The organism is Acrocarpospora catenulata (genome assembly GCF_018476525.1).
In the GTDB taxonomy this organism is placed as follows: Bacteria; Actinomycetota; Actinomycetes; order Streptosporangiales; family Streptosporangiaceae; genus Acrocarpospora; species Acrocarpospora catenulata.
In genome coordinates this window covers 142,332-169,246 of sequence record NZ_JAHCST010000012.1, presented here as the reverse complement: position 1 = coordinate 169,246, position 26,915 = coordinate 142,332, and the positions used below count along the sequence as shown (strand labels likewise).

25 protein-coding genes and 2 riboswitches are annotated in these 26,915 nt (G+C 70.0%); of the genes, 13 read left to right on the top strand and 12 right to left on the bottom strand.

Going from position 1 to position 26,915, the window contains the following annotated elements:
* Positions 1-119: 119 nt before the first annotated feature.
* Complete coding sequence (locus KIP79_RS15355; protein ID WP_214105465.1) at positions 120-1,163, top strand: tyrosine-type recombinase/integrase; 1,044 nt, start codon at positions 120-122, stop codon at positions 1,161-1,163.
* Positions 1,164-1,697: 534 nt separating this feature from the next.
* On the opposite strand, the gene KIP79_RS15350 is transcribed toward KIP79_RS15355, so the two are convergent.
* Together KIP79_RS15350 and KIP79_RS46975 are read right to left on the bottom strand one after the other, a co-directional pair.
* On the bottom strand, positions 1,698-3,053 hold the full coding sequence (locus KIP79_RS15350) for a DNRLRE domain-containing protein (RefSeq protein WP_214105464.1): 1,356 nt from the start codon (positions 3,051-3,053) through the stop codon (positions 1,698-1,700).
* A 202-nt stretch (positions 3,054-3,255) separates the two neighbouring features.
* Positions 3,256-3,459 carry an LLM class flavin-dependent oxidoreductase gene (locus KIP79_RS46975; RefSeq protein ID WP_250213259.1) on the bottom strand — a complete coding sequence of 68 codons (204 nt, stop codon included), beginning with the start codon at positions 3,457-3,459 and terminating at the stop codon, positions 3,256-3,258.
* Between KIP79_RS46975 and KIP79_RS46970 the strand changes: the two genes are divergently transcribed.
* Positions 3,448-4,068, top strand: coding sequence for a hypothetical protein (locus KIP79_RS46970; protein ID WP_250213258.1), 621 nt, complete (start codon positions 3,448-3,450; stop codon positions 4,066-4,068). The genes KIP79_RS46975 and KIP79_RS46970 overlap by 12 nt on opposite strands.
* A 243-nt stretch (positions 4,069-4,311) precedes the next feature.
* Here the strand turns inward: KIP79_RS46970 and KIP79_RS15335 are convergent, their stop codons facing one another.
* The gene (locus tag KIP79_RS15335; RefSeq protein ID WP_214105462.1) at positions 4,312-7,218 is read right to left on the bottom strand and encodes a hypothetical protein; all 2,907 of its coding nucleotides are present in this window, start codon (positions 7,216-7,218) and stop codon (positions 4,312-4,314) included.
* Between the two features lie 167 nt (positions 7,219-7,385).
* On the opposite strand from KIP79_RS15335, the gene KIP79_RS15330 reads away from it, so the two are divergent.
* On the top strand, positions 7,386-7,556 hold the full coding sequence (locus KIP79_RS15330) for a hypothetical protein (RefSeq protein WP_214105461.1): 171 nt from the start codon (positions 7,386-7,388) through the stop codon (positions 7,554-7,556).
* 320 nt (positions 7,557-7,876) lie between these two features.
* Entirely contained in the window at positions 7,877-8,860 is a 984-nt protein-coding gene (locus KIP79_RS15325) for a radical SAM protein (protein WP_214105460.1), read from the top strand.
* Between the two features lie 96 nt (positions 8,861-8,956).
* Here KIP79_RS15325 and KIP79_RS15320 read toward each other — a convergent pair whose 3' ends face one another.
* Both KIP79_RS15320 and KIP79_RS15315 read right to left on the bottom strand, forming a co-directional pair.
* Positions 8,957-10,057: a winged helix DNA-binding domain-containing protein gene (locus KIP79_RS15320; protein WP_214105459.1), complete on the bottom strand. Its 1,101-nt coding sequence runs from the start codon at positions 10,055-10,057 to the stop codon at positions 8,957-8,959.
* Between the two features lie 6 nt (positions 10,058-10,063).
* A complete protein-coding gene (locus KIP79_RS15315; protein WP_214105458.1) occupies positions 10,064-10,489 on the bottom strand; it encodes a VOC family protein in 426 nt (141 codons plus the stop codon).
* Positions 10,490-10,592: 103 nt separating this feature from the next.
* Here KIP79_RS15315 and KIP79_RS15310 point away from each other — a divergent pair, with 103 nt between their 5' ends.
* Positions 10,593-11,609, top strand: a complete 1,017-nt coding sequence (locus KIP79_RS15310; protein ID WP_214105457.1) for a helix-turn-helix transcriptional regulator — start codon at positions 10,593-10,595, stop codon at positions 11,607-11,609.
* A gap of 105 nt (positions 11,610-11,714) precedes the next feature.
* The gene (locus tag KIP79_RS15305) at positions 11,715-12,311 is read left to right on the top strand and encodes a cadmium resistance transporter (RefSeq protein WP_214105456.1); all 597 of its coding nucleotides are present in this window, start codon (positions 11,715-11,717) and stop codon (positions 12,309-12,311) included.
* A gap of 49 nt (positions 12,312-12,360) precedes the next feature.
* On the opposite strand, the gene KIP79_RS15300 is transcribed toward KIP79_RS15305, so the two are convergent.
* Both KIP79_RS15300 and KIP79_RS15295 read right to left on the bottom strand, forming a co-directional pair.
* Entirely contained in the window at positions 12,361-13,251 is an 891-nt protein-coding gene (locus tag KIP79_RS15300) for a cytochrome c oxidase assembly protein (RefSeq protein WP_250213257.1), read from the bottom strand.
* The gene (locus KIP79_RS15295) at positions 13,248-13,802 is read right to left on the bottom strand and encodes a DUF2243 domain-containing protein (protein ID WP_214105455.1); all 555 of its coding nucleotides are present in this window, start codon (positions 13,800-13,802) and stop codon (positions 13,248-13,250) included. Before KIP79_RS15295 ends, KIP79_RS15300 begins: the two co-directional genes overlap by 4 nt.
* Before the next feature lie 296 nt (positions 13,803-14,098).
* Between KIP79_RS15295 and KIP79_RS15290 the strand changes: the two genes are divergently transcribed.
* A complete protein-coding gene (locus tag KIP79_RS15290) occupies positions 14,099-14,278 on the top strand; it encodes a hypothetical protein (RefSeq protein ID WP_214105454.1) in 180 nt (59 codons plus the stop codon).
* Positions 14,279-14,327: 49 nt separating this feature from the next.
* Here the strand turns inward: KIP79_RS15290 and KIP79_RS15285 are convergent, their stop codons facing one another.
* Both KIP79_RS15285 and recD2 read right to left on the bottom strand, forming a co-directional pair.
* Entirely contained in the window at positions 14,328-15,533 is a 1,206-nt protein-coding gene (locus KIP79_RS15285; protein ID WP_308169734.1) for a L,D-transpeptidase, read from the bottom strand.
* Between the two features lie 204 nt (positions 15,534-15,737).
* Positions 15,738-17,933, bottom strand: a complete 2,196-nt coding sequence (gene recD2, locus KIP79_RS15280) for an SF1B family DNA helicase RecD2 (RefSeq protein WP_308169733.1) — start codon at positions 17,931-17,933, stop codon at positions 15,738-15,740.
* A gap of 114 nt (positions 17,934-18,047) precedes the next feature.
* Between recD2 and KIP79_RS15275 the strand changes: the two genes are divergently transcribed.
* The 6 genes from KIP79_RS15275 (at position 18,048) to KIP79_RS15250 (ending at position 24,206) form a co-directional block, all read left to right on the top strand.
* Positions 18,048-19,613, top strand: coding sequence for a hypothetical protein (locus KIP79_RS15275; protein ID WP_214105452.1), 1,566 nt, complete (start codon positions 18,048-18,050; stop codon positions 19,611-19,613).
* Positions 19,614-19,632: 19 nt separating this feature from the next.
* Complete coding sequence (locus tag KIP79_RS15270; protein WP_214105451.1) at positions 19,633-21,012, top strand: serine hydrolase domain-containing protein; 1,380 nt, start codon at positions 19,633-19,635, stop codon at positions 21,010-21,012.
* Between the two features lie 80 nt (positions 21,013-21,092).
* Positions 21,093-21,560, top strand: coding sequence for a hypothetical protein (locus KIP79_RS15265; RefSeq protein ID WP_214105450.1), 468 nt, complete (start codon positions 21,093-21,095; stop codon positions 21,558-21,560).
* A gap of 61 nt (positions 21,561-21,621) precedes the next feature.
* Positions 21,622-22,329 (top strand): CTP synthase C-terminal region-related (seleno)protein, encoded by a 708-nt coding sequence (locus KIP79_RS15260; protein ID WP_214105449.1) that lies wholly within the window; start codon positions 21,622-21,624, stop codon positions 22,327-22,329.
* A gap of 136 nt (positions 22,330-22,465) precedes the next feature.
* A riboswitch (cyclic di-AMP (ydaO/yuaA leader) is annotated at positions 22,466-22,645 on the top strand.
* A 13-nt stretch (positions 22,646-22,658) separates the two neighbouring features.
* On the top strand, positions 22,659-23,474 hold the full coding sequence (locus tag KIP79_RS15255) for a CHAP domain-containing protein (protein ID WP_214105448.1): 816 nt from the start codon (positions 22,659-22,661) through the stop codon (positions 23,472-23,474).
* Between the two features lie 144 nt (positions 23,475-23,618).
* Positions 23,619-23,790, top strand: a riboswitch (M-box (ykoK) riboswitch).
* A gap of 221 nt (positions 23,791-24,011) precedes the next feature.
* Positions 24,012-24,206 carry a hypothetical protein gene (locus KIP79_RS15250; RefSeq protein WP_214105447.1) on the top strand — a complete coding sequence of 65 codons (195 nt, stop codon included), beginning with the start codon at positions 24,012-24,014 and terminating at the stop codon, positions 24,204-24,206.
* Positions 24,207-24,273: 67 nt separating this feature from the next.
* Here the strand turns inward: KIP79_RS15250 and KIP79_RS15245 are convergent, their stop codons facing one another.
* The 3 genes from KIP79_RS15245 to KIP79_RS15235 all read right to left on the bottom strand — a co-directional run bounded on the left by KIP79_RS15245 (position 24,274) and on the right by KIP79_RS15235 (position 26,757).
* Entirely contained in the window at positions 24,274-24,435 is a 162-nt protein-coding gene (locus tag KIP79_RS15245) for a hypothetical protein (RefSeq protein WP_214105446.1), read from the bottom strand.
* Between the two features lie 139 nt (positions 24,436-24,574).
* Positions 24,575-25,471, bottom strand: coding sequence for an RNA polymerase sigma-70 factor (locus KIP79_RS15240; protein WP_214105532.1), 897 nt, complete (start codon positions 25,469-25,471; stop codon positions 24,575-24,577).
* An 80-nt stretch (positions 25,472-25,551) separates the two neighbouring features.
* A complete protein-coding gene (locus KIP79_RS15235; protein ID WP_214105445.1) occupies positions 25,552-26,757 on the bottom strand; it encodes an NAD(P)/FAD-dependent oxidoreductase in 1,206 nt (401 codons plus the stop codon).
* Positions 26,758-26,915 lie beyond the last annotated feature (158 nt).

The window sequence follows — 26,915 nt, the reverse complement described above, 5'->3', positions numbered from 1 at the left end:
CCGCAGCCCGTGCTCAAGCAGAGTCGACAGTCCCAAGGGTCTGGCGATCACTTCTATGATCGTTCCCGATCTGATCTTGGGGCGGGAAATGTCGGTGGGGGCCGCTATCGTCTCGGGTCATGCGTCCGGCTGAGGTTGATCGGGTGACCGTGGAGGAGGCCGTTGACCGGTATGTGGAGCTGGTGCGTGCCAAGACGGTGACGGGTGGGCTGTCGGTGGCGACCGGTGAGGTGTATGCGCGGGATGTGGCGACCTTTGCGCGGCTGGCGGGGGCGGATCGGGTTTTGGATGATCTGTCGGGCGAGGATGTGGATGCGGTGTTGCTGGCCTTCGCGCGTAAGCCGGATGAGCGGCGCTCTTCCCCCGGCGGGTCGTTGACGCAGAGTGCGGCGTCGCAGGCGCGGTTCCGGCGGTCGGTGTCGGCGATGTTCAAGCATGCGGCGCTGGCGGGGTGGGTGCAGTTGAATCCGATGGCGGCGGCGACGGTGACGGCGCGGGAGCGGGGTGGGTTGCGGCCGCAGCGGCGGGCGTTGACCCGGGAGCAGGCGGAGGGGTTGATCGGTGCGGCCCGCTCCCCCGCCGCCGGTGAGGTGTCGCGGCGGCGGGATCAGCGGACGGAGGTGCGGGACGCGCTGATCGTGTTGTTGCTGACGACGCTGGGGCCGCGGGTGTCGGAGCTGGTGCGGGCGAACGTGGAGGATTTCTACACCAACGACGGTGTGCGGTATTGGCGGATCTTCGGTAAGGGTGGGCGGACGCGGGATGTGCCGCTCCCCCGTGATGTGGCGGATGCGCTGGTGGAGTACCTGGCTTCGCGGCCGTCCACGGTGGAGAAGGCGCTGCTGCTGTCGTGGCGGGGCAGGCGGCTGGCCCGTGGTGATGTGCAGGCGGTGATCGATCGGGTGCAGGCGAAGGTCGATCCCGAGCACCGGCGTGCCGTGACTCCGCACGGGTTGCGGCACACCACGGCCACGCACCTGCTGGCCGACGGCACCGACATGGATGCCGTCCGCCGCGTTCTGGGCCACTCCGATCTGACCACGCTGGGCCGTTACCGCGACGAGCTCCCCGGTGAACTGGAGGTGGCCATGCGCACTCATCCCCTGCTGCGCGAGGCCATGCGGGAGGCCAGGGTCGGCGACGCGGACGCCGCCGACCTGTGACGTCGCGGGTGGTGTCTGGTGTTTCGGGGTCTCTGTCGCGTGCGGAATCGGTGTAGCGGCGTTGAAGCTGGTCGCCGACGAGCGTGAGTCGCTGTTGTCTGTCGTCAGCGAAGATGACAGTGGCCGACGCTGTGACCTGCGCACTGTCAGATAGCTCTCCGTGACTACTTACCGGACGCGTCATCGAAGTTGGCAAGTAGCAGATGATCTTGCGGAGAAGCCGAGTGGAGATCCGCTGCCGCCGGTCCGGTGTCAGGTCACGAGAACTCGTAGTCGGCGAACGGCACACCCTGCTCATCCCGAAACGACCGCCCACTCGGAGCGTGACATCATCTGCCGCTCGCCGGCCATCACCGTTTCCCCTGGCCGTCTGGTGGCCCAGGCCATGAACTCCTCAACGGCGACCAGGCGGACGCCGGGCCCTCAGCACGACCCGGCCGCCGGAGATCCCCGTCGACATCGGCGATCACGCCGTAACCGTGCTGAGGGCCCATCGCGAGCTTCGTGTCATCTATACGCCACTCATCGGTGCCGCTACATGTCGAGGGTGAGCTTCTGCCAGTCCGACCAGCCCGACTGGAACGGCCCGCCATACGCGCCCACCCGCCAGCGGACCTGCAAGCCGCCGTCGACGAGGCCATCGGGGACGGTCACCACCGCCTGGCCGCCCGAGGGAACGTCCAGGACGGTCTTTTCCCAGATCAGGCCGGTTCCCTGCAATGGCGCGTCCGGGTCGTACGCCATCTGGAACACCACCCGCGTCGAGTCGAGGAGCGGATGCGTCACCGTGGCCCGCAGTTCGGGAGTCAGGCTCATGCTCACCGTCGAGTCCTCGCTCTCCCACGACGGGACGACCTGGCGGGCGCTGATCTGGGGGACGTTGCCGGCCACGGTGCCGAAGTTCCACGCCGACCAGCCGGAGACCGTGCCCGCCGTCACGTTGTGGGCGCGGACCCGCCAGCGGATACGCCAGCCGTCCTCCAGAAGCCCCGCGGGCACGAGCACTGACGGCCTGCCGAAGCTGGAGGCCGGGGCGGAGGTGGCGGTCCAGATCTGCCCGCTGCCCTGACCGGGGGCGGCGGGATCGTGCTCGACCTCGAACTCGGCGGTCAGGCTGCCACCGGCGGGGTCGACCACCTGCGATTGGATGCGGGGCGTCAGCCCGGCCACCCAGGTGCCGGCGCCGTCCTCATGACTCGCGATGGACGACGCTCTGGTGTACGGAGCGGAGGGCACGTCCATGGTGACCGTGAGAACGGGTATGGCGCCAGCCGGGTTCACCCACGAGGAGAAGGCCCACAGACCGTCGTCGGTGCTCTCGTCCGGGGACTGGAGCGCCAGACCGTAGTTGTCCGCGCCGCCGGCCCAGGCGTTGACGATGTCCGTGATCGGCCACTCCACCTGGTCGGGGTAGACCGCGCACTGCGTGGTGACCCCCTTGGTGGCGATCTGGGCGTCCTCGTCGGTCGAATCGGGCTTGTTGCCCCAGTGCAGGAAGTCGCCGGACCAGGGTTCGGTGACGCGGCGCACCTGGACCCCCTCCCCGGCCACGGGCCCGCAGGCCGGCGCGCCGAGCCCGGTGAGCCGCAGCGTGGCCGCCCGGATGACGCCTTCGGGCAGATAGGACATGTCGAACTTCAGATAGCTCCGGGCCGTCAGGCCGCCCTTGGTGCCCGACAGGAGAATCTCGTCGAGCCACGACGCGGGGGAATCCTCGTCGTGGGTGGAGGTGACGTGGATGTTGTCCCTCAGCAGGAGATCCCGCACGACGACGAGCGTCGGCACGTCGGCCGAGGCGGTGGACGGGACGGTTGCCAGCCCAGCCGCCGTCACGACGGCGGTCAGCAGGGACAGGGCCCTCCTCCGCAGGAGGAATGGCACAGACATCATCGGGTTCCTTGAGGCGCGGGGATGATCATTGACATCACACAGGGACGTTAACAAATAATCCGACAAATCGAAATATTGACATTTTCGAATGCAATTTGAAATGGCCGACAAAATACCCCTATTGCCGACAAAGGCCGTCTATTAATCATGCGACCGGTCACCGGCAACCGGTCGGGCGACTTGAGGCCTGCCCTCCCGTTACCTACGGCGGCTGCCGGGCGCCGCCCTGCCCGATGCCGACGTCCAGCCGCCCCCCGGACAGCCGGTCGAGTGTGGCCAGCCTGCGGGCCGGCACGACAGGCGAGTGGAAGATCGTGTTCAGGACGCCGGTGAGCAGGCGGATCCGCCGCGTGTGCGCGGCCGCCCAGGTCAGCAGCTCCAGCGACTCCCAGACGTGCTGGCCCAAGCGGCCCCCGGCTACCTGACCGACACCCAATGGGACCAGACCGAGCAGGACTGGCTGGAGCGGGCGCTGGAGTATGTGACCACCCCCTGCAACGGCATCCCCGGCATCCTGACCGCCGTCAAAACCGGCACACCCCGCAACCAGCGCACCCGACCAGCCACCGCGACCACCACCGCCACCGATCCCCAGACCCGGGCGGCGGGACCCCAATACCGGCTGGCCGACTACCTCGACCAGCACGGCCGCCACCACCGCGCCGACCACATCCCGCCCATCGACTTCTGGACCTCCGCCGCCACCCACGCCCACCCCGCCGACCTGACAGCACTCGGGGACGCCGCCTGGGACCGCGGCTTGTACCGCGACGCAGCCCAGCTCCACAAACACGCCGCCGCACACGGCGACCCCGGCGTCACCCATGTCCTCCTCGGCCGCATGCTCAGCCTGCACCCCGGGCGACCACGGCCCCGCTTGCTGGGCTGCCGCCCATTTCCCCCTGAACCACCCGTCCGAGGTGGCCAGCCTGGTGAAGACGCTGCACGGGGTCGGCGCGCACGACCAACTCACCGCGCTGGCCGGACGACTACCCGCTGCGCGGAAATTCGATGAGTTCCTCCGAATCGGTGACCACCAGGAGCGGTTCGCGTTCGGGCGGGAGCCCGATGGAAACGCTGCCGCGCCCTGGTCGTGGGAAAACCTGAACTGATCCCTCGGCTGATCATCCGGCCGTCTGCGAACAATCGCGCAGCTTCTCTCCCAGGTGAATCAGGGCCTGGCGCTTTCGAAGTAGACGACCGGCTCACCGCGCTACCGGCCCGCGACAGTTGCGCCCTTAGACGGTTGTCTCGCGGTTCATCGAAGGTCGGTCAATCTCCAGGGGGCGGCGGGGCTTCCATCGGGTTCCCGGCCGAACTCGAACCGCTCCCAGTTGTCGCCGATCTCGATGAATTGCTCGAATTTCCCTGCCGCAGGAAGCCGGTCGACCAGAGTTGTGACCTGATCGGCCGCCCCCACTCCGGTTAACGCGGCCAGCAGGGGTTCCACGGCGGAAACCTCATTCAGGCGGACATGCGCAGCTGGATTACGGGCCAGTAACACCTGGAGCTGATCACGGGCCAGTGACATCCGCAACCGATCATTCACCCCCACATCCTGCAGGGATTCCAGCAGATGAGCCACAGCGCGAGGGTCATCGAGACAGGCATGGGTGGCCGGATCACGGGTCAGCAGCATCTTCAGTTGTTCGTGTGCTTTGATCCTCGCGAGCCCGGCTATGAGGTGTGCTACTGCGTCGGGATCATCGAGAGCGATGTGGCGGGCGGCGCGCGTGGCCAGTTCCCTGGCCTGCTTATTGGCTCTCATATCCTTGAAGGTTCTGAGCAGGCAGGCCACCGCCTCGGGGTCGGTGAGGGGGATGTGAGCCGCCGGGTCACGGTCTAGCAGTGCCTGCGTCAAGTCGTACTCGTATACGTAGTCGAGGGCCCCGAGCAGGTCGGCTAAGCCTTCTGGGTCATCAAAGGGAATGCGGGTGGCCGGATCCTGGCGTCGCAAGGCCCTCAGGTAGTCGTCGACGCCCGTTTCGTCCACTCCTATTATCAGCTTGTCGGCCTCCGCCGCGAATATCTGCTCTTTCAGCGATGCGGCGATGGCGGACGGCTGCAGGTTGTCGAAGGTGGGGTCGGGCATTTCAAGGTAGTCGCCTGCGGCTTGGGCCCGTAGGGCCTCCAGCAGCATGGCCATGTTGGCGGGGTCGTCAAGGGATGCCAGGCCGGTGATCTTGACGATCAACTCGGTCAATTGCTCGTCTACCCCGGCCTCCTTCAGCTCGTTCAGCAGGGCATGAACCTGGCGCGGGTCGACAGTGGCGCGGGCGGCGGCTTTACGCGCCATCAACTTCCGGACCTGCCCGCCGGCTCCGACGTCTCGCAGCACGTCCAGTAAGAGAGTCATGCCCATCGGGTGCCCGAGACGGACGTGGGCGGCGGGATCGCGGGCCAGTAGTAGCCGGACCTGTCCGCCTGCCCCCATCCTCCGTAGCACCGACAGCAGTAGGCCTACGTCCCACGGATCGTCCAGGCGAACATGGGCGGCGGGATTACGGGCCAGCACCACAACGATCTGACCGGGTGCCGACGCCTCTTGCAGCGCTTCCAGCAGTTCGGCCACGGCGCCGGGGTCTTCGAGGGAGGTGTGCATGGCTGCCCATTGAGCGGGACGCCTGTCGCCGAAGGACAGTTTGTCGCCATGCCGGACGAGCCCGATGGCGGCATAGGGGTCACCGCAGGCGGCGGCGTTCTTGTGCAGCTGGATCGCATGCCGGTATAAGCCGCGGTGCCAGGCGGCGAAGCCAAGACTGGTCCAATCGAAAGGGAAGGCATGGGCGGTGGCCGCGGTCCAAAAATGGTTGGGCGGGATGAGGTCAGCACGCCGACGGCGGCCGTACTGGTCGAGGTAGTCGGCCAGCCGGAACAACGGCCCGAACGGGCCAGGTGGCTGGAACTGCTGGCCAACGGGACTGACCTGCCAGTTGTGGGCGACGCTGGGTGTGTAGGGGATGAGGATGCCGGGGATGCCGTTGCACCGGGTGGTCGCGTAGCTCAGGGCCTGCCGCAGCCAGTCGTGTCCCGCCTGCTCTCGCTGAGCTCGGCTCAGATAGCCCCGGGCGGCGCCGGCGAGCAAGTCCAATGGCAGGTACGGCCCGCAGCCGAGCCGGCGGGCGTCCATTGCCGCCTCGACCAACGCCTTGGCTGCAGGCGGGGCATGCCGGTATCGCCCCAGGAGCATCGGCCCTCCGGCCAGGTACTGGGTGATCTGACCGTCGGTGGCGTGTTCTGCGGCTTCCGCGAGGCGGGGATCGCCGCCCGCCTGGCGGCGCAGCTCGATCAGGTCGGGACCGGTGAAGGTGTCCGGTACCGGGATGTCCCGCCCGGCCAGCAGCTCGCGGGCCTGGGCGTGGCGATCCGGCTCGGTCCGGGTGATCAGGGTGTCCCAGTCGGCCGACCATAGCGTGGCGAGCACCAGCACCGGCCCTCGGGACGGATCGCGGAGCAGTTCCCGAAGCCCGGCCGCGACGCGTTCGCCCAAGACGGGGTCGGCGAGGTAGAACTGAGCTTCGTTCAGCCACAGCACCGTGCGCGGCTCGATCCTGGGCAGACCGGCCAGGACTGCCTCGGGGCGGCTGGGGTCGATCGGATGCCACAACCGCCACCCGCGCGGCTGGCCGCGCAGCAGATGCAGCGCCTCCCAGCAGGCCCGCGTCTTGCCGGTGGATGACCCACCCACCAGCACCACGACCTGGCTCCTCCCAGCGACGGCCCGGGCCACCACCGCCTCCAGCTCCCGATCGTGCGCGCGCGGCACATACGCCGGGAGCGGTGCAAGATCCGCCGCCGCCGTTCCGGTGGTGACCTGGACAGCTCGGTGGATCTCCAGCTGCTGCTCGAACGGGTCGGTCATCCCCTCCAGCGGCCGGCCGAGCCGATCACCGAGCTCGCGTGAGCCGCTCTGATCGGCGCGGGCCCGGGCGTGCGCCTGCTTCCACGCATCCAGCTGACCGTCGCGGACGCCGCATGCGGCCAAAACAGCGCGCAGCGTCTCCCACCGGGGAAAGCTCTGCCCGTTGACCATGTCATGCAGGGTCGAATTGCCGACACCGGCGACGGTGGCCAGCACCAGATAGGAACGGCCGTCACTACGGAACATCCGCTCCAGCGCCGCGCTCAGATCGGCGCGAGTCCTGATCGCCCGAGGGTCGGCCATCACTCCTCCACGGCATCCACCCGCACCTAGGGGAGGTCTGGACGGCGTTCGCTTCCATTCGGTTTCCGACCGGATCTTAGCCGCAGACATGCCCCATGACCGGCCGATTCGCCCGACATCGTCACACCGGATGCACCGAACGCAATCACCGGCCGAAGGTTGAGGGCATGACCTCCACGATCCTGGCCGCCGTCGGCGCCCTCACCCTCATCCTCCACACCGCCACCCGACTTCCGGCCGCCCTGGCCGAACTCCTGCGCGCCTTCCTCCCTGTCATCGCCGCCCTCACCGAACTGCGCACGGCTCTGGCCCGCAGCCGACGGCGAAGGCCCTCGTGACGCTCCGTACTGGGCTCAGGCCGCGCCGCGGCGAACAACGTTCACGCCGCTCCGGACCTCGGCAATGAGGCCGCCATCAGACCGGAATCACCCCTGGTCAGGGCCGTGAAGGAGGGCTACTGCCAACTAGGTGGCCCTCGACTGACACTTCACTGACAAGTACGTGTTCGTACTGACAGGTAGAGGTGCGCCAGACAGCTGTCGGGTCGTCTGCCCGAGGTCGCCGGGTTCAATGCTGACTGGATCGGCTTCGGTTTTGTGACCTGTCGTGCAGTGGAACGAGTGGCGGAGGGGGTCGAATGCGTGTTCTACTGATCGTTATGCCTTGGGACGTACTCCCTCTTCTGGACGGTGGTCCGCGGCGCCCCCGGATCGAACGGCAGGCGCAGGTGCGCGAGTTCGATGGGCTGACCTGCTATGAGGTGGCGGCCCGGGTGGGGCTGGAGAAGGTGGCCGAGGCGGCGGAGTTGCCGTTCGCGTGGGCGGCCAGCCCGTATCGGGGGTGTGCGGCCGGGTGCCGGTATTGCGCGGCGCGGCGGGGGCACCGGTATCTGGGGCTGGACGCGGCCGGGGATTTCGACACGCGGGTGGTGGTGAAGACCAATCTGGCCGACCGGTTGCGGCGGGAGCTGGGGTCGGCGCGGTGGGGCGGGGAGCCGGTGGCGCTGGGCCTGACCGGGGACTGTTATCAGCCGGCCGAGGAGACCTACCGGTTGATGCCGCAGATCATCCGGGCGTTGGCGGATGCGGGGAATCCGTTCACGGTGCTGACCAAGAGTCCGCTGGTGCTGCGTGATGCCGCGTTGCTGCGGGAGGCGGCGAAGGTCACGCAGGTCGGGGTGATGGTGTCGGTGGGGTTTGTGGACGAGCGGATCCGGCGCGGGATCGAGCCGGGGGCGGCGAGTCTGCAGCGACGGCTGGAGTTGTGTGCGGCGCTGAACGACGAGGGCGTGCCGTGCGGGGTGCTGATGGCGCCGATCCTGCCGTTGATCACCGATTCGGCCGATCATCTGCGGTCGACGGTGCGGCGGGCGGCCGAGGCGGGCGCGGTGAGCCTGACCCCGATCGTGCTGCGCCTGCCGCCGGGGGCGCGTGAGCTGTATCTGTCGTGGCTGGAGCGGGAGCATCCGGGGCTAATCCCCCGCTATGCCGACCTGTACGGGAAGTCGCCGGTGACCCCGCCGGAGTATCGCGCCCGGATCACCGACCAGGTGGCCACCTTGTCGGAGACGTACGGGATCGGGCGCTCGTCCCGGCGGTGGAAGCGGCGCCGCTCCCCCGCCCGCCAGCTGTCGCTCGTGTAGGCGGTCAGGGGGACGGCGTCCAGTTCGGGTGTAGCGCGGAGAGGAACCCGGCTGAAGGCCGCCGAGACGACGAGCGGTTCGCGGGTGGGTCGTCGCTCAGTGGGGAGAGGCGGCGATCTGTACGCGGTGGCTGTCGTTGTCGGAGAGGAAGGCGGCCAGCGCCTGCCCCTGTTCGGCTACGGCGGTGCGTTCGGTTCGGGAGAAGCCGCGCAGCGGGGTGACGATCACGGTGTCGGCTTTGACGGTCCAGGTCGCGGCGACGCGGCCGTCGACCAGGGCGACGCGGGCGCCGGCGACTGACAGGCCGCGGTGGGCGTCGTCGATGATCCTGGTCCGGTCGTGGTAGCCGAGGAGGGCGTTGTCGAAGGCCGGTAGGAAGCGTACGGGGGCGGGTGTGTCGGGGTCGGGTCGGGGCGCGTCGGGGAGGTCCAGTAGTTCGCGGCCTCGTTCGTCGCGGAAGGTGATGAGCTGTTCGCGTATCGCGGTCACGGCGGCCGGGAGTCCGGCGAGGCCGCTCCAGGCGCGCAGGTCGGCCGTGGCGGCGGGGCCGAACGCGGCCAGGTAGCGGCGCAGGAGGGTTTCGCCGACCGGATCGGTGCCGTTGGGGGCGGGTGGGTCGATCTGGCGTCCCAGCCAGGTGGTGAGCAGGAGGTTGCGTACTCCCGCTTTGGTGCGCCACAGCCCGCGTGGGGGGAGCTGCACCATCGGGAGGAGGGCGGCGACCAGCATTTCGCCCAGTGCCCGCGGTTGCGGGGCCGGCCAGCGTTCGGCCATTGCCCGTGCGAGTTCGGTCATCGAGCGGGGCTGGTCGTCGGCCATGAGCGCCCGGCCTGCCGCCGCGAGCTCGTCGAGGTCTATCCCGGCGAGTTCGTGGCGGTAGGTCCCGAGTACGCGTTGGCGGAGCATGGTGTCGTGGCGGGCTCGCCAGGCCAGGGTGTCGTCGGCGGTGAGCAGGTGGACGGTGCGGCGCATGAGATGGGTACGCACCACGCTCCGCCGAATCAGCAGATCCGAGAGCGTCGCCGGGTCGAACGCGTGCAGCCGTGACCAGAGCCCGACGAACGGTTCCTGCGGTTCCTGCGCCTGCAGGCCGCACAGGTGGGCGACGGCGTCCAGGACCGGCATGTCGGCGTGTTCGAGCAGCAGTTGCCGGGCGAGGGTGGCGCGGTTGAGCGCCCTGGTGTCGAGAACGGTCATCGGGGGTTAGGACGGGGCGTATTCGCTGACGACGTCGATGACCCAGGTGACGCCGAACTGGTCTTTCAGCATCCCGTACAGGGGTGCCCACTGCGCGGGGCCCAGCGGCTGCAGGATGGTCGCGCCGTCGGAGAGCTTCTCCCAGTACGCGGTGATCTCCTCGGCCGTTTCGCCGCGCAGGGAGACGAAGAAGGCGTTCTCGCCCTGGTTCCACGGCAGGCGTGCGGGCACGTCGTAGGCCATCACGCGGAAGCCGCTGCTTGCGGCGACCTGGCCCCACATGACCTGGTCGGCTTCGGACGGCTCCTGGACGTTGCCGGCGTCCTTGTAGGTGACCGTGGCCATGTGGCCGCCGAACACGGACTGGTAGAAGGTGAGCGCCGCGTGGGCGTCGCCGCGGAAGTTCAGGTGGGTCACCGTGTTCACGGACATGATGGGTTCCTTGTTCGCCGATTGATCGTTTGGGCTTGCTCGGTGACCACAGTCGCAGGGGAAGCGGCCAGGTTATGTCCGCTTCTCGGCCGATAATGGGTTCGTGCAGAAGACTTCAGCGCGGTTGCTGTCGTTGCTCTCGCTGCTGCAGGCGCGCCGGGACTGGCCGGGGGCGCTGCTGGCCGAGCGGCTGGGCATCAGTCCGCGCACCGTGCGCCGTGATGTCGACCGCCTGCGCGAGCTCGGCTACCCGGTCGTGGCGATCAAGGGCCCCGATGGCGGGTACCGGCTCGATGCCGGCGCGCAGCTGCCTCCGCTGCTGTTCGACGACGAGCAGGCGGTGGCTCTGGCCATCGCGTTGCAGATCGCCGCCACCTCGGGTGCCGGTATCGAGGAGGCCGCGGCGCGCGCGTTGAACACCGTCCGGCAGGTGATGCCGGCCCGGTTGCGTCGGCGGATCGACACCATCCAGGTCACCGCCGTGGAGCGGCCCGCGATCGGACCGGTCGCACAGGTGGACAGCGGCGTGCTCACGGCGCTCGGCGCCGCCGTCCACGCCCGCGAGGTGCTGCGTTTCGACTACTCTCCCGCGTCCCCGCCGGAGAACGGGGTGCCGGTCCCGCCGCGCCGGGTACAGCCCCATCACCTGGTCACCTGGGGTGGGCGCTGGTATCTGGTCGCCTGGGATCTCGACCGGGAGGACTGGCGCACCTTCCGCGCCGATCGGATCACCCCGCGTACGCCTACCGGGCCCCGCTTCACCCCGCGCGAGTTGCCCGGAGGTGAGGTGGCCGCTTTCGTGGCCGCCAGGTTCCGCGGCTTCGACGGCTCGGACGGCTCTGGCGGCTGGCCCTGCCGTGGCGAGGTGATCCTCGACCTCCCGGCCGCCGCCGTGTCCCGCTACACCCGCGACGGCGTCGTCGAGGAACTCGGCCCGGACCGCTGCCGGCTCATCCTGGGCTCGTGGTCCTGGCCCGGCCTGGCCGCCACCATCGGCAGGTTCGACGCCGACATCGAGGTCATCGGCCCGCCCGAGCTCAAACACGCCTTCGCCCACCTGGCCCGCCGCTACGCCAACGCCGCGACCGACACACCCGCCCCGCCGCCCCCGGTCCAGTAGGTAAGACGGCCCGCACACGCTCCCTGATCGTTCAAGCACCCGAAGGTTGATCATGCACATGTCCCCCCACGCCCGCCACCGCGACCCCGCCACGGCGGTGCGGTCATGAACCTCGGCATCATCGGCCAGGCGGCGGGCCTGTTCGCCGTCACCAACATCGACGACATCCTCGTGCTGGCTCTGTTCTTCGCTCAGGGAGCCGGGCACGAGGGCACCACCCGCCGCATCGCCATCGGCCAGTACCTCGGATTCGCGGCCATCCTGGCCGTCGCGGGAGCCGCCGCTTTCGGTGCCACCTTCCTGCCCGAGGAGGCCATCCCCTACCTCGGCCTCCTGCCCTTCGCTCTTGGTGTCAAAGCCGCCGTCCAGGCGTGGAGGCACCGCAACGACCCGGAGGAAGAGAGGCGGGCCACGCAGGGCGGCCCGAGGATCCTTGAAGTCGCCGCGGTCACCTTCGCCAACGGCGGCGACAACATCGGCGTCTACGTGCCCGTCTTCGCCACCGCCGGGACGGCCGGCATGAGCATCTACGTGATCGTGTTTTTGGTCCTGCTCGCGGTATGGATCGCCGCCGGCCGGTACTTCGCCACCCGCCCCGCCATCGCCAAGGCGCTCAGCCGATGGGGACACATCCTGCTGCCCGTCGTCCTGATCGGCATCGGCCTGCTCATCCTCATCGAGGGAGGAACGTTCGGGCTCTAACGGTTCGCGGCGTCCGAGCGGTGGCGTCGATCATTGCCACCGCTCAACGTCACGGCGGTCGGGGCTCGTCGTTCACAGACCCCAGAGTCCTTTGCCCAGCGTGGTGATCCCGCCGGTGGGCGGGGCGCCAGGTGGTGATCAGGGCGAGGGCGAGGAGGAGTTCGGCGATGTCTCCGCCGTAGTACATGAGTTCGGCGGCGCCGCGGAGCTGGTCGGCGGGGGCGGGTACGTCCACGGCGAGTCCGGCGTACATGAGCTGGGCGAGGGTGGCGTGTGCGGCGATCGCCACGCCGAGGACGGTCAGCCGGGCCGGGACGGAGGGGCGGCGCGGGGCGGGGTCGGCGCCGGCGATCGCCCATGCGAACAGGTATCCGGACAGCAGGAAGTGCGCGTGTACCAGGTGGTGGGTGGCGGGGATGGCGGAGGTGTACCGGTACAGGGGGGTGCAGTAGAGGGCGGCCATGCCGCCGACGCTGAGGGTCAGGGCGGTCCACGGGTTGGCCGCCAGGTGGCAGGCGCGGCTGCGCAGCAGCCGGGTGAGGCGGCGGGCGTGGGTGGCGGGCAGTGAACGCAGCAGCAGGGTGAGGGGTGTGCCGAGGACCAGGGCGAGCGGGGCGAGCATGCCGGTCAGCAGGTGCTGGAGCATGTGGCCGCGGAAGTCGGTGGTGGCCAGTGTGGAGACGGGGCCGGTCAGTGCGGTGGCCAGCAGCGCCAGGCCGCCGGTGAAGCTCGCCGTGCGCCAGGTGTTCCAGCCCCGGGGTTCGGCCCGCCGGCGTGCGGCCAGCCACAGGTAGGCGCAGGCGAGTATGGCCAGGACGGCGAGGGGCGCCCAGTCGTGTTCCGCGCCGGCCTGCTGGTGGTGGTCGTGGCCGATCATCGGATCGTGACCGGCGAGGATGGGGCCGGTCAGGAAGGGGCCGGTCAGGAAGGGGCCGGTCATCGGGTGGTCCGGCGGTGGCGGGGCAGGTGGTCGCGGCACAGGTCCAGGGCGGGTGCGCTGCGGTGGATGAGCCAGCCGCCGACGAGCAGGACCGCGCCCAGGATCAGGAAGCCGATGTCCCACCAGAGCTGGCCGGGGCCGGTCCGTACGTGGTGGATGGCCAGGAGGTGGTGGTCGATGACGCCTTCGACGAGGTTGAACAGGCCCCAGCCGGCCAGGACGGCGCCCCACAGTGCCCGTGATCTCCAGATCCGGCCGCGTGAGGTGGTGAAGCGCGAGTACAGCAGGGCCAGGCCCACCAGCACCGCCAGCCAGGTGAAGACGTGGAAGAGGCCGTCCCAGAGCGTGTTCATCTGGAGGCCGGGGACGGTGTCGACCGGGTAGTACTTCACGCCGATGTTGTCGTGGTCGGTGCTGGAGAGCATGTGGTGCCACTGCAGGACCTGGTGGAGCATGATGCCGTCGACGAACCCGCCCAGCCCGACGCCCAGGATGACGCCGGGCAGTGTGATCCAGCGGGCCGGTTCGGCCGCGGAGTGTTCTGGTTCCATTGCTGTTTCCGCGTTACGCGGCCGTTCCTTCCCGTCTCACCCCTGTCGCGGCCCCCTGGCGCGTACGGTCGCGAGCATAGGAGGGGCGTGGCGGCGGCACCGGGCGGGCGCGTGGGCGCCATGGTCAGTGTTTACGGGGTGGTGACCGGACGGTTAGGCGTCGCGATGAAACGTCCGAGGTGCGGGCAGGTGCCGGGCTCGTCCCGGCCCGGGGGTGGCGGTGGACGTTTCATCACCATTGTGGTGCGGGCGCACCGGGTGAGGGGGCGATCTTTGCGGGGGGTACCGTTGGTGGCATGTTGAGACGCAAGCCCATTGAGGAGCGGATTGCCGAGCGGGTGGCCAAGCGGCCGCCGCTCAAGGAGGGCAAGCATTTCGAGCACAAGCCCGCGTTGATCGTGTTCGTGGTCGTGGTCGGCTTGGTGCTGGTGAAGTTCGTGGGTGCGTTCCTGCTGATGCGCCTGGGGATTCACTGAGCGGGCGCCCCGGCGTGTCCGGGGCGCCGGGGTGGTTCAGGATCCCGGTTCAGGATTCCAGGGCGCTGCCGCTCTTCCACTTGCTGAAGGACATCTGCCAGAAGCCCCAGCCGTTGTTCCATTCCAGGGGCCGGTCGGTGCCGGTGATGGTGACGACGTCGCCGCGCTGGAAGTTGTCGTAGAACCATTTGGCCTGGGTGGGGTGGGCGTTGATGCAGCCGTGGCTGACGTTGGCGCGGCCCTGGGAGCCGACCGACCAGGGTGCGCTGTGGACGTACTCGCCGCTGTTGGAGATGCGGACGGCGTGGTTGACGACTTCCTTGTAGTAGCCGGGGTCGCCTTCCTTCTTGCCGGGGGAGATCATGATCTCGGGGTTGTGCCGGGACATGGTCAGGTGGACGCCGCTGGTGGTGGTGTATTCGCGGGTGGTGGCCTTGCCGGCGCTGATCTTCATGCTCTGGACGACTTTGCCGTCCTTCTTGACGATCATCATGTGGGTGCGGGTGTTCACCTGGCTGACCATGCGGGCGCCGATTTTGATGGTGTGGGTGAAGGGTTCGATCCCGTACATGTCGGCGCCGCCGCGGACGCCGGCCAGGTCGGCGGTGAGGGTGACCTTCTGGTGGGCGGGCCAGAATTTGGCGGGCCGGTAGATGACCAGGCGGTCGCTGATCCAGCGCCAGGCGCCGTCGACGGGCTTTTCCGCTTCGACCTTGAGTACGGCCTCGACGGCGGCCTTGTTGGTGACGGCCTGGTTGAAGGTGACCATGATCGGCATGCCGACGCCGACGGTTTCGCCCTTGATGCCGGGGGTGACGTCGGCGACGGCGAGTTCGTACTTGGGCTTGAGGGTGGTGAACTCGCTGGTGGCGGTGGTGGGGCCGCCTTCGCCGGTGGCCTTGGCCGAGACGGTGTAGGTGCTGGAGGGCTTGAGGGGCCGCTTGGAGGTCCAGCGGGTGCGGGTGGGGTCGAAGTCGCCGTCGACGGGTTCGCCGGCGGATTCGACGACGACCTCGTCCAGGGCGCCGCCGTCGGCGACCACGACGACGTTGCGGTCGGGGCGGACGCGGCGGGTGCCCTCAGCGGGGGCGATCTTGATGGTGGGGGCCGGGATGGGCTGCTCGGCTGCCGCGGTGCCGCCGAGCGGGGTGCGTGGTTGCTGCCCGCTGCCGCCCGAGCAGGCGGAGACCAGGATGGTCATGGTCACGGCGATGGCGACGGCCGGCAGGGCGACGCCCGTCTTGCGGTTCAGCACAACCTCTCCCCCACGGTGGCAAAGTCCGTCCAAAGACACTATTAGGGTCGGCCGGATGTGTCCGCATCTTTCTGGAGAGATAGCTCACATTTTGGTAGCGAAAATGGGTCAAACCGGTCCTGTGAAGTGTAAGGTCCGGGTCAGCATTTTTTATTCCACGTGCAAAGTCGGGAAAAATCCGGCAAAAGGTGGCAAAAGGGGCAGTTAGAGGCGGTGGGTGAGGCCGGTGTGGCGGCGGCCGGCGCCGCGGGTGCGCACCGCCTGGGCCAGGGCCCGCCGCGAGCCCACCAGAACCACCAGTTTCCGCGCGCGGGTGATGGCGGTGTAGAGCAGGTTGCGCTGGAGCATCATCCAGGCGCCGGTGGACAGCGGGATCACCACGGCCGGGTACTCGCTGCCCTGGGAGCGGTGGATGGAGACCGCGTAGGCGTGGGCCAGCTCGTCCAGCTCGTCGAAGGCGTAGTCGACGCTCTCGTCCTCGTCTGTGCGCACGGTCAGCCGGGACTCCTCGGGGGCCAGGCCGGTGATCACCCCGACGGTGCCGTTGAACACCCCGGCGGCGCCCTTGTCGTAGTTGTTGCGCAGCTGGGTGACCTTGTCGCCGATCCGGAAGACCCGGCCGCCCTGGCGGCGTTCCGGCAGGTCCTCCCGGCCGGGGGTGAGCGCCTCCTGCAGGGCGGCGTTCAGCGCCCCGGCCCCGGCGGCGCCGCGGTGCATGGGGGCCAGCACCTGTACGTCGCGGCGCGCGTCCAGCCCGAAGCGGGCGGGGATGCGGCGGGCGGCCACGTCCACGGTCAGGGCGGCGATCTGCTCGGGCTCCTCGCAGGGGAACAGGAAGAAGTCGGGGAAGTCGCGCACCAGCGGGGACTGGCCGGAGTTGACGCGGTGGGCGTTGACCACGACGCCGGACTTGGCGGCCTGCCGGAAGATCTGGGTCAGCCGCACCCGGGGGATGGCGGGGGCGGCCAAAAGGTCGCGCAGCACCTCCCCGGCGCCGACCGAGGGCAGCTGGTCGACGTCGCCCACCAGCAGCAGGTGGGCGCCGGGGGCCACCGCCTTGACCAGCTTGTTGGCCAGCAGCAGGTCCAGCATGGAGGCCTCGTCGACCACGACCAGGTCGGCGTCCAGCGGGTTGTCGCGGTCGAAGGTGGCCTCCCCGCCGGGGCGCAGCTGCAGCAGCCGGTGCACGGTGGCCGCCGGGTGGCCGGTCAGCTCGGCCAGGCGCTTGGCGGCCCGGCCGGTGGGGGCGGCCAGGATGACCTTGGCGCGTTTGGCGCGGGCCAGTTCCACGATGGAGCGCACGGTGAAGCTCTTGCCGCAGCCGGGGCCGCCGGTGAGCACGGCGACCTTCTCGGTGAGCGCCAGCCGTACCGCCTGGTCCTGCTCGGGGGCCAGGTCGGCGCCGGTGCGGGCGGCCAGCCAGGTGCGGGCCGCCGCCCAGTCGACGTCGGCGAAGGCGCGCAGCCGGTCGCCGGGGGCGGCCAGCAGGCCGCGCAGCGTGCCCGACAGCGACAGCTCGGCGCGGTGGAAGGGCACCAGGTAGATCGCCGGGACGCTGGAGTCGCCGGCCGGGACCTGCTCGCGGATCACGCCCTCGGCTTCGGCGAGCTCCTCCAGGCAGGCGGCCACCAGTTCGGCGGGCACCTCCAGGATCTTGACGGCGTCGCCGACCAGGTTGGGGGCGGGCAGGTAGCAGTGGCCGTCGTCGGCGGCCTGGGAGAGGGTGTAGCGCAGGCCGGCCTTGACGCGCTGGGGGCTGTCGGGGGCGATGCCGACGGCCTGGGCGATGGTGTCGGCGGTCTTGAAGCCGATCCCCCACACCTCGTCGGCCAGCCGGTAGGGTTCGCCGCGCACCACGGTGATGGAGTCCTCGCCGTACTGCTTGAAGATGCGCACGGCGATGGAGGTGGACACGCCCACGCCCTGCAGGAAGATCATCACCTCTTTGATGATCTTCTGTTCCTCCCAGGCGGCGCCGATCATCTTGGTGCGTTTGGGGCCCAGGCCGGGCACCTCGGTGAGGCGGGCGGGTTCCTCCTCGATGACGCGCAGGGTGTCGGCGCCGAAGTGGCCGACGATGCGCTCGGCCATCTTCGGGCCGATGCCCTTGATCAGGCCGGAGCCGAGGTAGCGCTGGATGCCCTGGACGGTGGCCGGCAGCACGGTGGTGTAGGACCAGACCTCGAACTGGCGGCCGTACCTGGGGTGGGAGGTCCAGCGGCCGGTCAGGCGCAGAGACTCCCCCGGCTGGGCGCCCAGCAGCGGGCCGACCACGGTGAGCAGTTCGCCGCCGGAGCGTTCGACGGCCACCCGGGCGATGGTGTAGCCGGTCTCCTCGTTGGCGAAGGTCACGCGCTCCAGAACTGCCTCTAACGTCGCGCCGTTCACACGCTCGCTCACCTCCCCGCGGGTGAGACTAGACCACCGGCGGGCTGAGGCCATAGCCGTACCGGAGGGCTTTGGTGTACGAGTCCTTTGGCGTGAAAAAGGCGACGGCATACGGGAGGGCCGATCATGGCGTTACGGGTGATTCTGGAACCGGTGGCACGGCCGGGGCTGAAGGCCGAGGCGGTACGGGAGGTGGCCCGCGCGCACCCGGCGGTGGCGGCGCATCTGGAGCAGACCGAGGAGCTGATCGTCCACGACGCGGTCGCGCTGGGCCACGAGCCGGGGCCGGGGGCGCCGTTCGTGGCGCACGTGTTCGACCCGCGCGGCAACCGCGCCGTGGAGCTGCGCGGCACCCTGGACGGCTCGCTGGAGAGGCCCCAGGAGGAGGTCCAGGTGCGGCCCAGCGGGCTGCGGCCACGCCCGGAGCCGCACGAGCTGGCCGCGGCCGCCGACATCCTGCGCGCCGACCCGGGCTTCCCGGCCGGCCCGGAGGTGGTGGTCTACCAGCCGATGCCGCCGCTGGCCGACCTGGAACGCCCCGACGGCAGCCGGGTGCGCCGCCCCACGCTGGGCATCTACGACCCGGCGGGCGGGCCGCGCCACCGCATCGTGGCCGTCGACCTGGCCGCGCACGAGGTGGACTGGCACCCGGGCGGGGTGGCCGATCCGACCGACGACGACTGCGAGAAGCACCTGCCGGTGGGCGTGGGGGCGCTGACCGACCGGGGCGGGCCCGACCAGGTGCGGGTGCGGGTGGTCCGGGACGGGGTGGAGCTGTGGAACCTGATCGTGGTCCGGCCGCGCGCCTCCCAGCCGCGCCCGGACGGGGCGGGGGTGGAACTGCTGCAGGTGCGCTACCGGGGGCGGCTGGTGCTGCGCCAGGCCCACATGCCGGTCCTCAACGTCCTGTACGCCGACGGCCAGACCAACTTCCGGGACTGGGCCAACGAGGAGACGGTGTTCCGGGCCACCGGCACCGACCCGGTCGGCTGGGGGTGGCGGCTGTGCACGGCCCCGCCGCAGACCATCCTGGAGCGCCCCGACGACGACCGCGGCAACTTCCAGGGCGTGGCCCTCCACCACGACGGCCAGGAGCTGCGCATCGTCAGCGAGCTGCAGGCCGGCTGGTACCGGTACATGTCGGACTGGCGGCTCGGCGACGACGGCACCATCCGGCCCCGGTTCGGGTTCGCCGGCACCAAGGACCCGATGACCTGCAACCGGCACCGCCACCACGCGTACTGGCGGCTGGACTTCGACATCGACGGCGCCGCCGCCGACACCGTCGAGCAGCTGCAGGACGGCGGCGGCATCGTGACCGAGACCGTGCCGATCACCCGGGAGACCTCGCGGCGGCGGCGCGGCAACGTCAAGGGCTGGCAGGTGCTGGACAAGCACACCCGGCGCGGCTACCAGATCTGGCCCGGCGAGCACGACGACAGCGCCGACGCCCACGGCGTGGCCGACGCCTGGTTCCTGCGCCACCATCCCGGCGAGCTGCACGACGGCGGCCGCATGGGCCGGCCCGCCGACTCCCGCGCCCACCTCAACAAGTTCCTGAACGACGAGAACATCTACGGCGCCAACATCGTGGTCTGGTACGCCGGGCACTTCCTGCACGACCAGGCCGCGCCCGAGCCGCACCAGGGACACATCGTGGGTCCGGACCTGATCCCGGTGGAGGAGGGGTGAAGGGGGCTAGTGTGACGCCATGGTTCTGGAAAGCACCGCGCGTGCACTATTGCACCGCCTGGCCGTAGAGCAGGCGGAGGCGCGCGTTCCGTCACTGGTGGCGGCCCTGGTCCGGGGCGGCGAGCTGGTCTGGTTCGGGGCGCGCGGCCGGGCCGGGGAGGGGGCGCCGACGGCGGCCACCCGTTACCGGATCGGGTCGATCACCAAGAGCATGGTGGCGGTGCTGGTGATGCGGCTGCGCGACGAGGGGCTGCTCGATCTGCTCGACCCGCTGGACAAGCACCTGCCGGGCACGCCGGTGGGCGAGGTGAGCATCGCCCAGCTGCTCTCGCACACCGGCGGGCTGACCGCCGAGCCGCCCGGCCAGTGGTGGGAGCGGGTGCCCGGCGCGCCGGTCGCCGGGCTGCTGGGCGACCTGGGGCCGGAGATCGCCCGGCATCGGCCGGGGCGGCGCTTCCACTACTCCAATCTCGGGTTCGGGCTGCTGGGCGAGGTGGTGGCGCGTAAGCGCGGGGTCTCCTGGGAGCGGGCGGTGCGGGAGGAGATCCTGGAGCCGCTGGGCATGGGCGCCACCACCGCGCGGGCCGCCGAGCCGTACGCGCGGGGGTATGCGGTGCATCCGTGGGCCGACGTGGTGCTGCCCGAGCCCGAGCACGACGCCGCGAGCATGGCCCCGGCCGGGCAGCTGTGGTGCGGGGCCGCCGACCTGGCCCGCTGGGCGGCCTTCCTGTCCGGGCAACTGTCCGGGTCACTGTCCGGGAACGGTTCACGGTCCGGCGGGGACGGGGTGCTGCGGGCGGCCACGCTGGCCGAGATGCGTGAGCCGGCCGCGGTGGAGGACGGGCCGGCGTGGGTGCGCGGGTACGGCCTGGGGTTGCAGTTGCTGCGGCACGAGGGGCGCATGCTGGCCGGGCACACCGGGTCGATGCCGGGGTTTTTGGCCACGGTGTGGACCGACGCGGCGGACGGGGTGGGGGCGTTGTTCCTGGCCAACACCACTTCGGGGGTGCGGGGCACGCTGGTGACCGACCTGCTGGACATTCTGGCGCGGCATGAGCCGCCGCTGCCGGCCGAGTGGGCGCCCTCCCCCGTCGATGAGGATCTGCTGGCGTTGACCGGGCCCTGGTACTGGGGGCCCGCGGCCTATCTGCTGCGGGTGCTGCCGGGGCGGGGGCTGTCGCTGGCGCCGGTGGGCGGGCAGGGGCGGGCCTCCCGGTTCGTGCCGCAGGCGGACGGGAGCTGGCTGGGCCTGGACGGGTATTACGCCGGTGAACCCCTGCGGGTGATTTCTCATCCCGGGGGTGTGCATATTTCCCTCAACACCTTCGTCTTCACCCGGGAACCCTACGATCGATCTGCCCCGATTCCCGGTGGTGTGGACGGCGATGGGTGGCGATGACTGTTTGTATTCGTTCGTGATCACAGCGCGACACCGCTAGGTTCAGAGCACACCAACCCCCCTAGTCACAGGAGGATTCTGTGGAGACTCTGGAACAGCGCGTGCTGGGCCTCGAAATCGAATTCCGCGGGTTCCGCGCCAGGGAGGAGAACAGGACCGCGATGGGTGACCAGGTGGCGCGCAGCAGCGCCCAAAACGCCCATGTGTCGATCAGTGGGCTTTTCGGCGAGGTCAAGGAGTTCCGCGCCGAAACGCAGGCGGCCATCCACGGCCTCACCGAGACGGCGAGACACCACGGCGTGCTGCTCCGCGACATCACACGGCAACAGGAGGACCACACGCATCGCCTCGGGCGCATGGAGCGAACTCAGCAGGAGCACGGGGCCCGGCTCGACGGGATCGACGGCCGGCTGGAAAGGATCGAGCAGACGCAGCAGGAGCATGGAACGCGGCTGGACGGGATCGACGGCCGACTGGACCGGGTCGAAGGTAACCAGGTCGCGGCCAACAGGATGCTGCAGGAGATTCTCGATCACATCCGGAAGTAGTTGAGCGGTAGAAGTGTGGTTATCTGTCCCGTCACCCGCCTGGCGGGACAGAATTCGTGGAATGAGTGAGATTTCGCCGCGGATTGCGCTTGTTGGTGACCGTTCGCCGGGGGTCGCCTCGCATGTAAAGATTCCCGGCATTCTGGCGGCGCTGCGCGAGGAGCACGGTATCGGTTTGGACGCGCGCTGGGTTGCGACCCCTGAGGCGTACGGGCTGGAGGGGTTTGACGGGGTCTGGATGTTGCCGGGTAGTCCGTACCGGGATGCGGAGGGGGCGCTGGCGGCGGCGCGGGGCGCGCGGACGGCGGGGATTCCGCTGCTGGGGACATGTGGCGGGTTCCAGCACGCGGTGTGGGAGTTCGCGCGGAACGTGTGCGGGCTGGCGGCCGGGCACGCGGAGCTTTTGCCGGAGGCGGCGGAGGTGGTCATCCAGCCGCTGGCGTGCTCGCTGGCCGGGCAGGAGGGCCGGGTGCACCTGGCGGCGGGCTCGCGGGCGGCGTCGATCATGGGTGTGGGGGCGTCGACGGTCCGCTACAACTGCTCCTACGGGGTCAATCCCGCCCATCGGGCGGTGCTGGAGCGGCACGGGATGCGCTTCACCGGTCACGACGACGAGGGTGCGATCCGGGTCGCCGAACTGGCCGGCCACCCGTTCTTCCTGGTGAGGCTCTTCCGGCCGGAACTGGCCGATCGGCAGCCGCATCCGCTCATCCGCGCCTTCGCCGAGGCGGCCATGACCAAAGCCGGGACCACACCCCCAACCGCATGACCAAGCGATGTCACGACTTGTACCTATTTGACCGATTTGGGTGTTTCGTCTAGCTTCGGTTGGAGTTCCTGGCACGTTGCCTTTTACCTGGGCAAACGTGCCCTGCCAACAACCGACCGGCCGTCCCCCGATCCGGACGGCCCGACCGCCGAGTCCGCACCACGCGGAGCCGGGGAACCGCCGAGGGTCCGGGAGCCCATAGCCAAGCCAGCAGTTCCTCCCGACCCTCATGGGGTGAATCGGCCTCAAGCAGGCCGTAGGGCGACTTCCACGCCCGAATCCGTCAGCTAACCCGGTAGGCGGCATGGAAGCAAGGGAGCACCACCCACATGCGAGCCCCCACTGCCAAACTGCGCGTCTCCATCCTGTCCGGCCTGATCGCCGCCTCCGCGGTGGCCGGCGCCACCGGCGCCGCCACCTCCCAGGCCGACACCACACCCGCCGCGCACCACCCGGCCGTCCTGGCCGCCGCGGCCAAGGCCTCCGCCGAGACCGTCGCCAAGACCGCGGCCAAGACCACGGCCAAGACCACGGCCAAGACCACCGCGTCCTCGGCGTCCGAGGCCTCCTCGGCATCCGTCACGGCCGAGGCCCTGACCGGCGTGCACGCGCCCGCCAGCCCGCTGTTCAGGATCGCCGCCACCCTGCCCAAGGTCAGCGCCTCCCAGGCGCTGCAACTGGCGGAAAGCCAGGTCGGGGTGAGCGAGAACGCCCAGGGCGGCGGCACCAAGTTCCACGACTGGTACATGAGCACTGTCCGCGCCCAGGAGACCGTCGCCCGCGACGGCGGCAGCGTCGGCGCCTACCGCAACGCCGCCTGGTGCGACATGTTCGTCTCCTGGGTCGGCGCCGAGCTGGGCATCCACCAGGTCATGGGCTGGGACGCCTACACCGTCCAGCACGCCTCCTGGTTCAAGGACAACAACCGGTGGGGCGAGCAGCCCAGCCCCGGCGCGGTCGTCTTCTTCAACTGGAAGGGCGGCAAGGACCTGCACAGCATCGAGCACGTGGGCTTCGTCATCAAGGACAACGGCGACGGCACCATCAAGACCGTGGAGGGCAACACCGGCGGCGGCAAGGTCGAGATCCGCACCCGCCCGACCTCCCAGGTGGTCGGCTACGGCTACCCGGTCTACACCGCCTGACCCGTTTCCGGCCCGCCTTGCGGCACGGCAGGCGGGCCCGGCCGGCCCCGGAATGTGCTTCTTCGCCCCGAATCTTGCTCTGACCAGGGAGATCTTCGGCCGGGAGACTTGACGGGGACGGCCGCCAGGAGGTGACCTGGAAGACAGGCACCTCGTTCGGTGAGGCGTCTGCGCGGATACAGGCCACTGACCCCACGACATCGAGAGACGCCCAGGGTCAGGACAGGTTTCCCCGGCTTAAGGGGTGACCCCAGGTGGCTTCCCGGCTACGGGATCACGCCGCGCAGTGCCAAAGCTCTTACATGAGGGGTGCGGTTCCGACCGATTCCCGCCCGTTCGAACGGCATGGCGCCGGGCGCAGGTGCGCCCACTGGATGGCGAAAGATGAGGAGGTGTGTCGATGGACGGCGATTGCCCTAGTCAGAGGTTCCCAGTCCGGGACACCCCGCATCCGTCATCGGCGTCAGCGCGTGGCTGACCACGTCCTGGTGTGATGGTCCTGCGGGACGTCCCCAGCACACGTGGAGGAGGTCCGCCATGACCATCACGATCAACCTGCCCCGTCTGGCCGCCCCCGTAGGCCTGGTCCGGACCCTGCGCGCGCTGTGGCCGCTGGCCGTCGTCGCGATCCCGGTCCTGGCCGAGGCCGCAGGCGCCTCCGTGCTCATCTGCGTCCTGCTTGAGGTCGCCGTCCAGGTGACCGATCAGGCCGTAGGCGCCCCGCAGGTGTGACGGCGACCGGCACAGACCCAGCAGCCCGCCCACCCGGCTTCCGGGGGCGGGCTGCGCGTCAACCGCGTCAACCGCGTCGTGAGATCGCGATGACGATGAGGATCACCACGCCCAGCAGGACGATGACGCCGATGAGCGGGGCGTCGGGGGCATAGTGCGGCAGAGCTGCGGCCGCCGCCGGCATCGGCCGGCCGGTCGCGGCGGAAAGAACCAGCTGCAGGACGAACACCGCCCTTCCACTCTACGAGCCGGGACCGGCCGGGGCGGAGCCGGTACCACTCGATCGTGATCAGCTCGAGGCGGCGCAGACATCCGGGTCGACCGGCCCGTGGGGCGGCGGCCGGCCAGGGGGAAGGCCGTTCCGCCGCTCATCGCAGGGTGAGCGGGGTCTCGGATTCGACGCGGGTCAGCTTCTCCGGGTTGCGGACGTAGTAGAGGCCGGAGATGCGGGCGTCCTCGACCCGGATCGCCAGGACGCCGTCGATCTCGCCGTCCAGGCGGACGACGAGCGCCGGGCTGCCGTTGACCACGGCGGGGCCGACGGTGACCACACCCGGGTACTTGCCGACCGCACCGAAGATCATGCGGACCACCTTCTCGGCGCCGACGACCGGCCGCAACGCGGCCTGCTTGACGCCGCCGCCGTCGGCGACATAGACGACATCCGGGGCGAGCACCTCAAGCAGGCCCTGCAGGTCCCTGGTTTCGAGCGCGCGCCGGCACGACTCCAGAACCGTCCGGGCCTCGCCCGGGGAGACCACCTCGCGAGGGCGGCTGGCATCGACGTGCCGGCGGGCGCGGTGCGCGATCTGGCGGACGGCCGCCGGGCTCTTGCCGAGGGCGGCCGCGATCTCGTCGTAGCCGACGTCGAAGGCCTCGCGCAGCACGAAGACGGCGCGCTCGGTCGGCGAGAGCCTCTCCAGTACGATCATCAGCGCCATCGACACGCTCTCGGCGAGTTCGACGTCCTCGGCCACGTCCGGGGCGGTCAGCAGCGGCTCCGGCAGCCAGGGGCCGACATACGCCTCCTTGCGGCGCTTCATGGTGCGCAGCCGGTTGAGCGCCTGACGGGTGGTGATCCGGACCAGGTAGGCGCGCTGGTCGCGTACCTGGTCCGCGTCGACTTTGACCCACCGCAGCCAGGTCTCCTGGAGGACGTCCTCGGCGTCGGCCGCCGATCCGAGCATCTCGTAGGCGACGGTGAACAGCAGGTTGCGGTAGGCGAGGAAAGTCTCGGTCGCCGCGTTGGTGGCGTGGTCGCTCATGTCTGTGCCCGTCTCCTTCGCGTACGGCCCCTGGTCGCCGGCGGATGCGTCCACAGCGAGGTCCTGTTCCGCCGCCCGGGCTAGGCTGCCCGTTCGGCGGTGGCCGGCACCTGGCCGCGCCTGGCCCGCAGCGACTGCCGGCGCTTGCCGTCCTTGGCCCAGGCCGGGAAGTCGAGCGAACCGGGCTTGCGTGCCTGGTGCGCCAGCTGCCAGCGGATGTTCCGGCAGATGAACTCCTTGATCTTCGCGCCGGGGCGGCCGCCGATGTGGAGCCGCATCGCGGCGTCGTTCCTGTGGGCGAGCTGCAAGATACCGGCCCGGCGTCCCAGGCTGATGCACTGGGCGACCATCGCCAGGGCGAGCGGCGCGGGGGGCTCGCCCGCGATCCGGCTGAGCACCGTGTCGGCGGCGTGCGGGCCCAGCTGGACCGCGGCCTGGCAGCTCATCCGGAACGGCAGGTCCGACGGTGCCGCCGAATCCCCGGCCGCGACGATGCGCACGTCGTCCACGCTGGTCAACGTCTCGTCGGTGAGCAGGCGGCCCAGGGCGTCGGTGCTCAGCCCACTGCGGCCGGCCAGGTCAGGCACGCCGAATCCGGCGGTCCAGATGGTGACCTCGCCCGGCAGTTCGCGGCCGTCGCCGAGCCGTACGGCGTCGCGGGTCACGGCCGTCACCTTCGCGCCGGGGCCGTCGAGCACGCTCACCCCGAGTTCGGCCAGCCGCCTGGCGACCGAGCGCCGCCCCCGCGGGTGCAGGTACGGGCCGAGCACACCGCCGCACACCAGGGTCACCGTGCGGCCGGCCTCGGCCAGTTCGGCGGCGGTCTCGATACCGGTCGGACCGGCTCCGACCACGGTCACCGCGGCCGTTGCGGGCATGGCCTCGATGACCGGCCGCAGCCGCTGCGCCTCCTCCAGGGTGGCGATCGGGTAGGCGAACTCGGCCGCTCCGGGCACGCTCGGGTCGGCGCTGCCGCTGCCCACGGCGTAAACCAGATAGTCGTAGCCGACCGTGCCACCGCCGGCCAGCGTCACGCCGCGGTTGGCCGCGTCGATCCGGGTGACGGTGTCGACCACCAGCCGGACGCCGCCGGCCAGGACTTCCTTGTAGCCGACGACGGCGTCGTGGGACCCGCCCACCAGCTGGTGAAGGCGGATCCGCTCGACGAAGTCCGGGCGCGGGTTGATCAGCGTCACTGTCACGTCGTCGCGCTGGGTCAGGCGATTGGCCGCCATGACGCCGGCGTATCCGCCGCCGATCACGACCACCTCGGTGTTCTCGGTCATGGTGCCTCCTTCTTTTCAAGGGTTCGGCCTCAAGACACCGCATGATTGATCGTTGTGACAGCACGTGATGCAGATCACTCCACCGGCGCGGGCTCGGCGGGTTGAGGGACAACGGAACAGCCGGAACCGGCTTCGTCTGCCATGGTCAGTGGCCGTGT

Coding starts and splice junctions, on each gene's coding strand:
- KIP79_RS15315 (WP_214105458.1), bottom strand. CDS start 10,489: ATGTCCGTGAACACGGTGACCCACCTGAACTTCCGCGGCGACGCCCAC.
- KIP79_RS15290 (WP_214105454.1), top strand. CDS start 14,099: ATGTTGAGACGCAAGCCCATTGAGGAGCGGATTGCCGAGCGGGTGGCC.
- KIP79_RS15320 (WP_214105459.1), bottom strand. CDS start 10,057: ATGACCGTTCTCGACACCAGGGCGCTCAACCGCGCCACCCTCGCCCGG.
- KIP79_RS15300 (WP_250213257.1), bottom strand. CDS start 13,251: ATGACCGGCCCCTTCCTGACCGGCCCCTTCCTGACCGGCCCCATCCTC.
- KIP79_RS15250 (WP_214105447.1), top strand. CDS start 24,012: ATGACCATCACGATCAACCTGCCCCGTCTGGCCGCCCCCGTAGGCCTG.
- KIP79_RS15305 (WP_214105456.1), top strand. CDS start 11,715: ATGAACCTCGGCATCATCGGCCAGGCGGCGGGCCTGTTCGCCGTCACC.
- KIP79_RS15275 (WP_214105452.1), top strand. CDS start 18,048: ATGGCGTTACGGGTGATTCTGGAACCGGTGGCACGGCCGGGGCTGAAG.
- KIP79_RS15270 (WP_214105451.1), top strand. CDS start 19,633: ATGGTTCTGGAAAGCACCGCGCGTGCACTATTGCACCGCCTGGCCGTA.
- KIP79_RS15235 (WP_214105445.1), bottom strand. CDS start 26,757: ATGACCGAGAACACCGAGGTGGTCGTGATCGGCGGCGGATACGCCGGC.
- KIP79_RS15330 (WP_214105461.1), top strand. CDS start 7,386: ATGACCTCCACGATCCTGGCCGCCGTCGGCGCCCTCACCCTCATCCTC.
- KIP79_RS15350 (WP_214105464.1), bottom strand. CDS start 3,053: ATGATGTCTGTGCCATTCCTCCTGCGGAGGAGGGCCCTGTCCCTGCTG.
- KIP79_RS15335 (WP_214105462.1), bottom strand. CDS start 7,218: ATGGCCGACCCTCGGGCGATCAGGACTCGCGCCGATCTGAGCGCGGCG.
- KIP79_RS15255 (WP_214105448.1), top strand. CDS start 22,659: ATGCGAGCCCCCACTGCCAAACTGCGCGTCTCCATCCTGTCCGGCCTG.
- KIP79_RS15325 (WP_214105460.1), top strand. CDS start 7,877: ATGCCTTGGGACGTACTCCCTCTTCTGGACGGTGGTCCGCGGCGCCCC.
- KIP79_RS15260 (WP_214105449.1), top strand. CDS start 21,622: ATGAGTGAGATTTCGCCGCGGATTGCGCTTGTTGGTGACCGTTCGCCG.
- KIP79_RS15240 (WP_214105532.1), bottom strand. CDS start 25,471: ATGAGCGACCACGCCACCAACGCGGCGACCGAGACTTTCCTCGCCTAC.
- KIP79_RS15295 (WP_214105455.1), bottom strand. CDS start 13,802: ATGGAACCAGAACACTCCGCGGCCGAACCGGCCCGCTGGATCACACTG.
- KIP79_RS15355 (WP_214105465.1), top strand. CDS start 120: ATGCGTCCGGCTGAGGTTGATCGGGTGACCGTGGAGGAGGCCGTTGAC.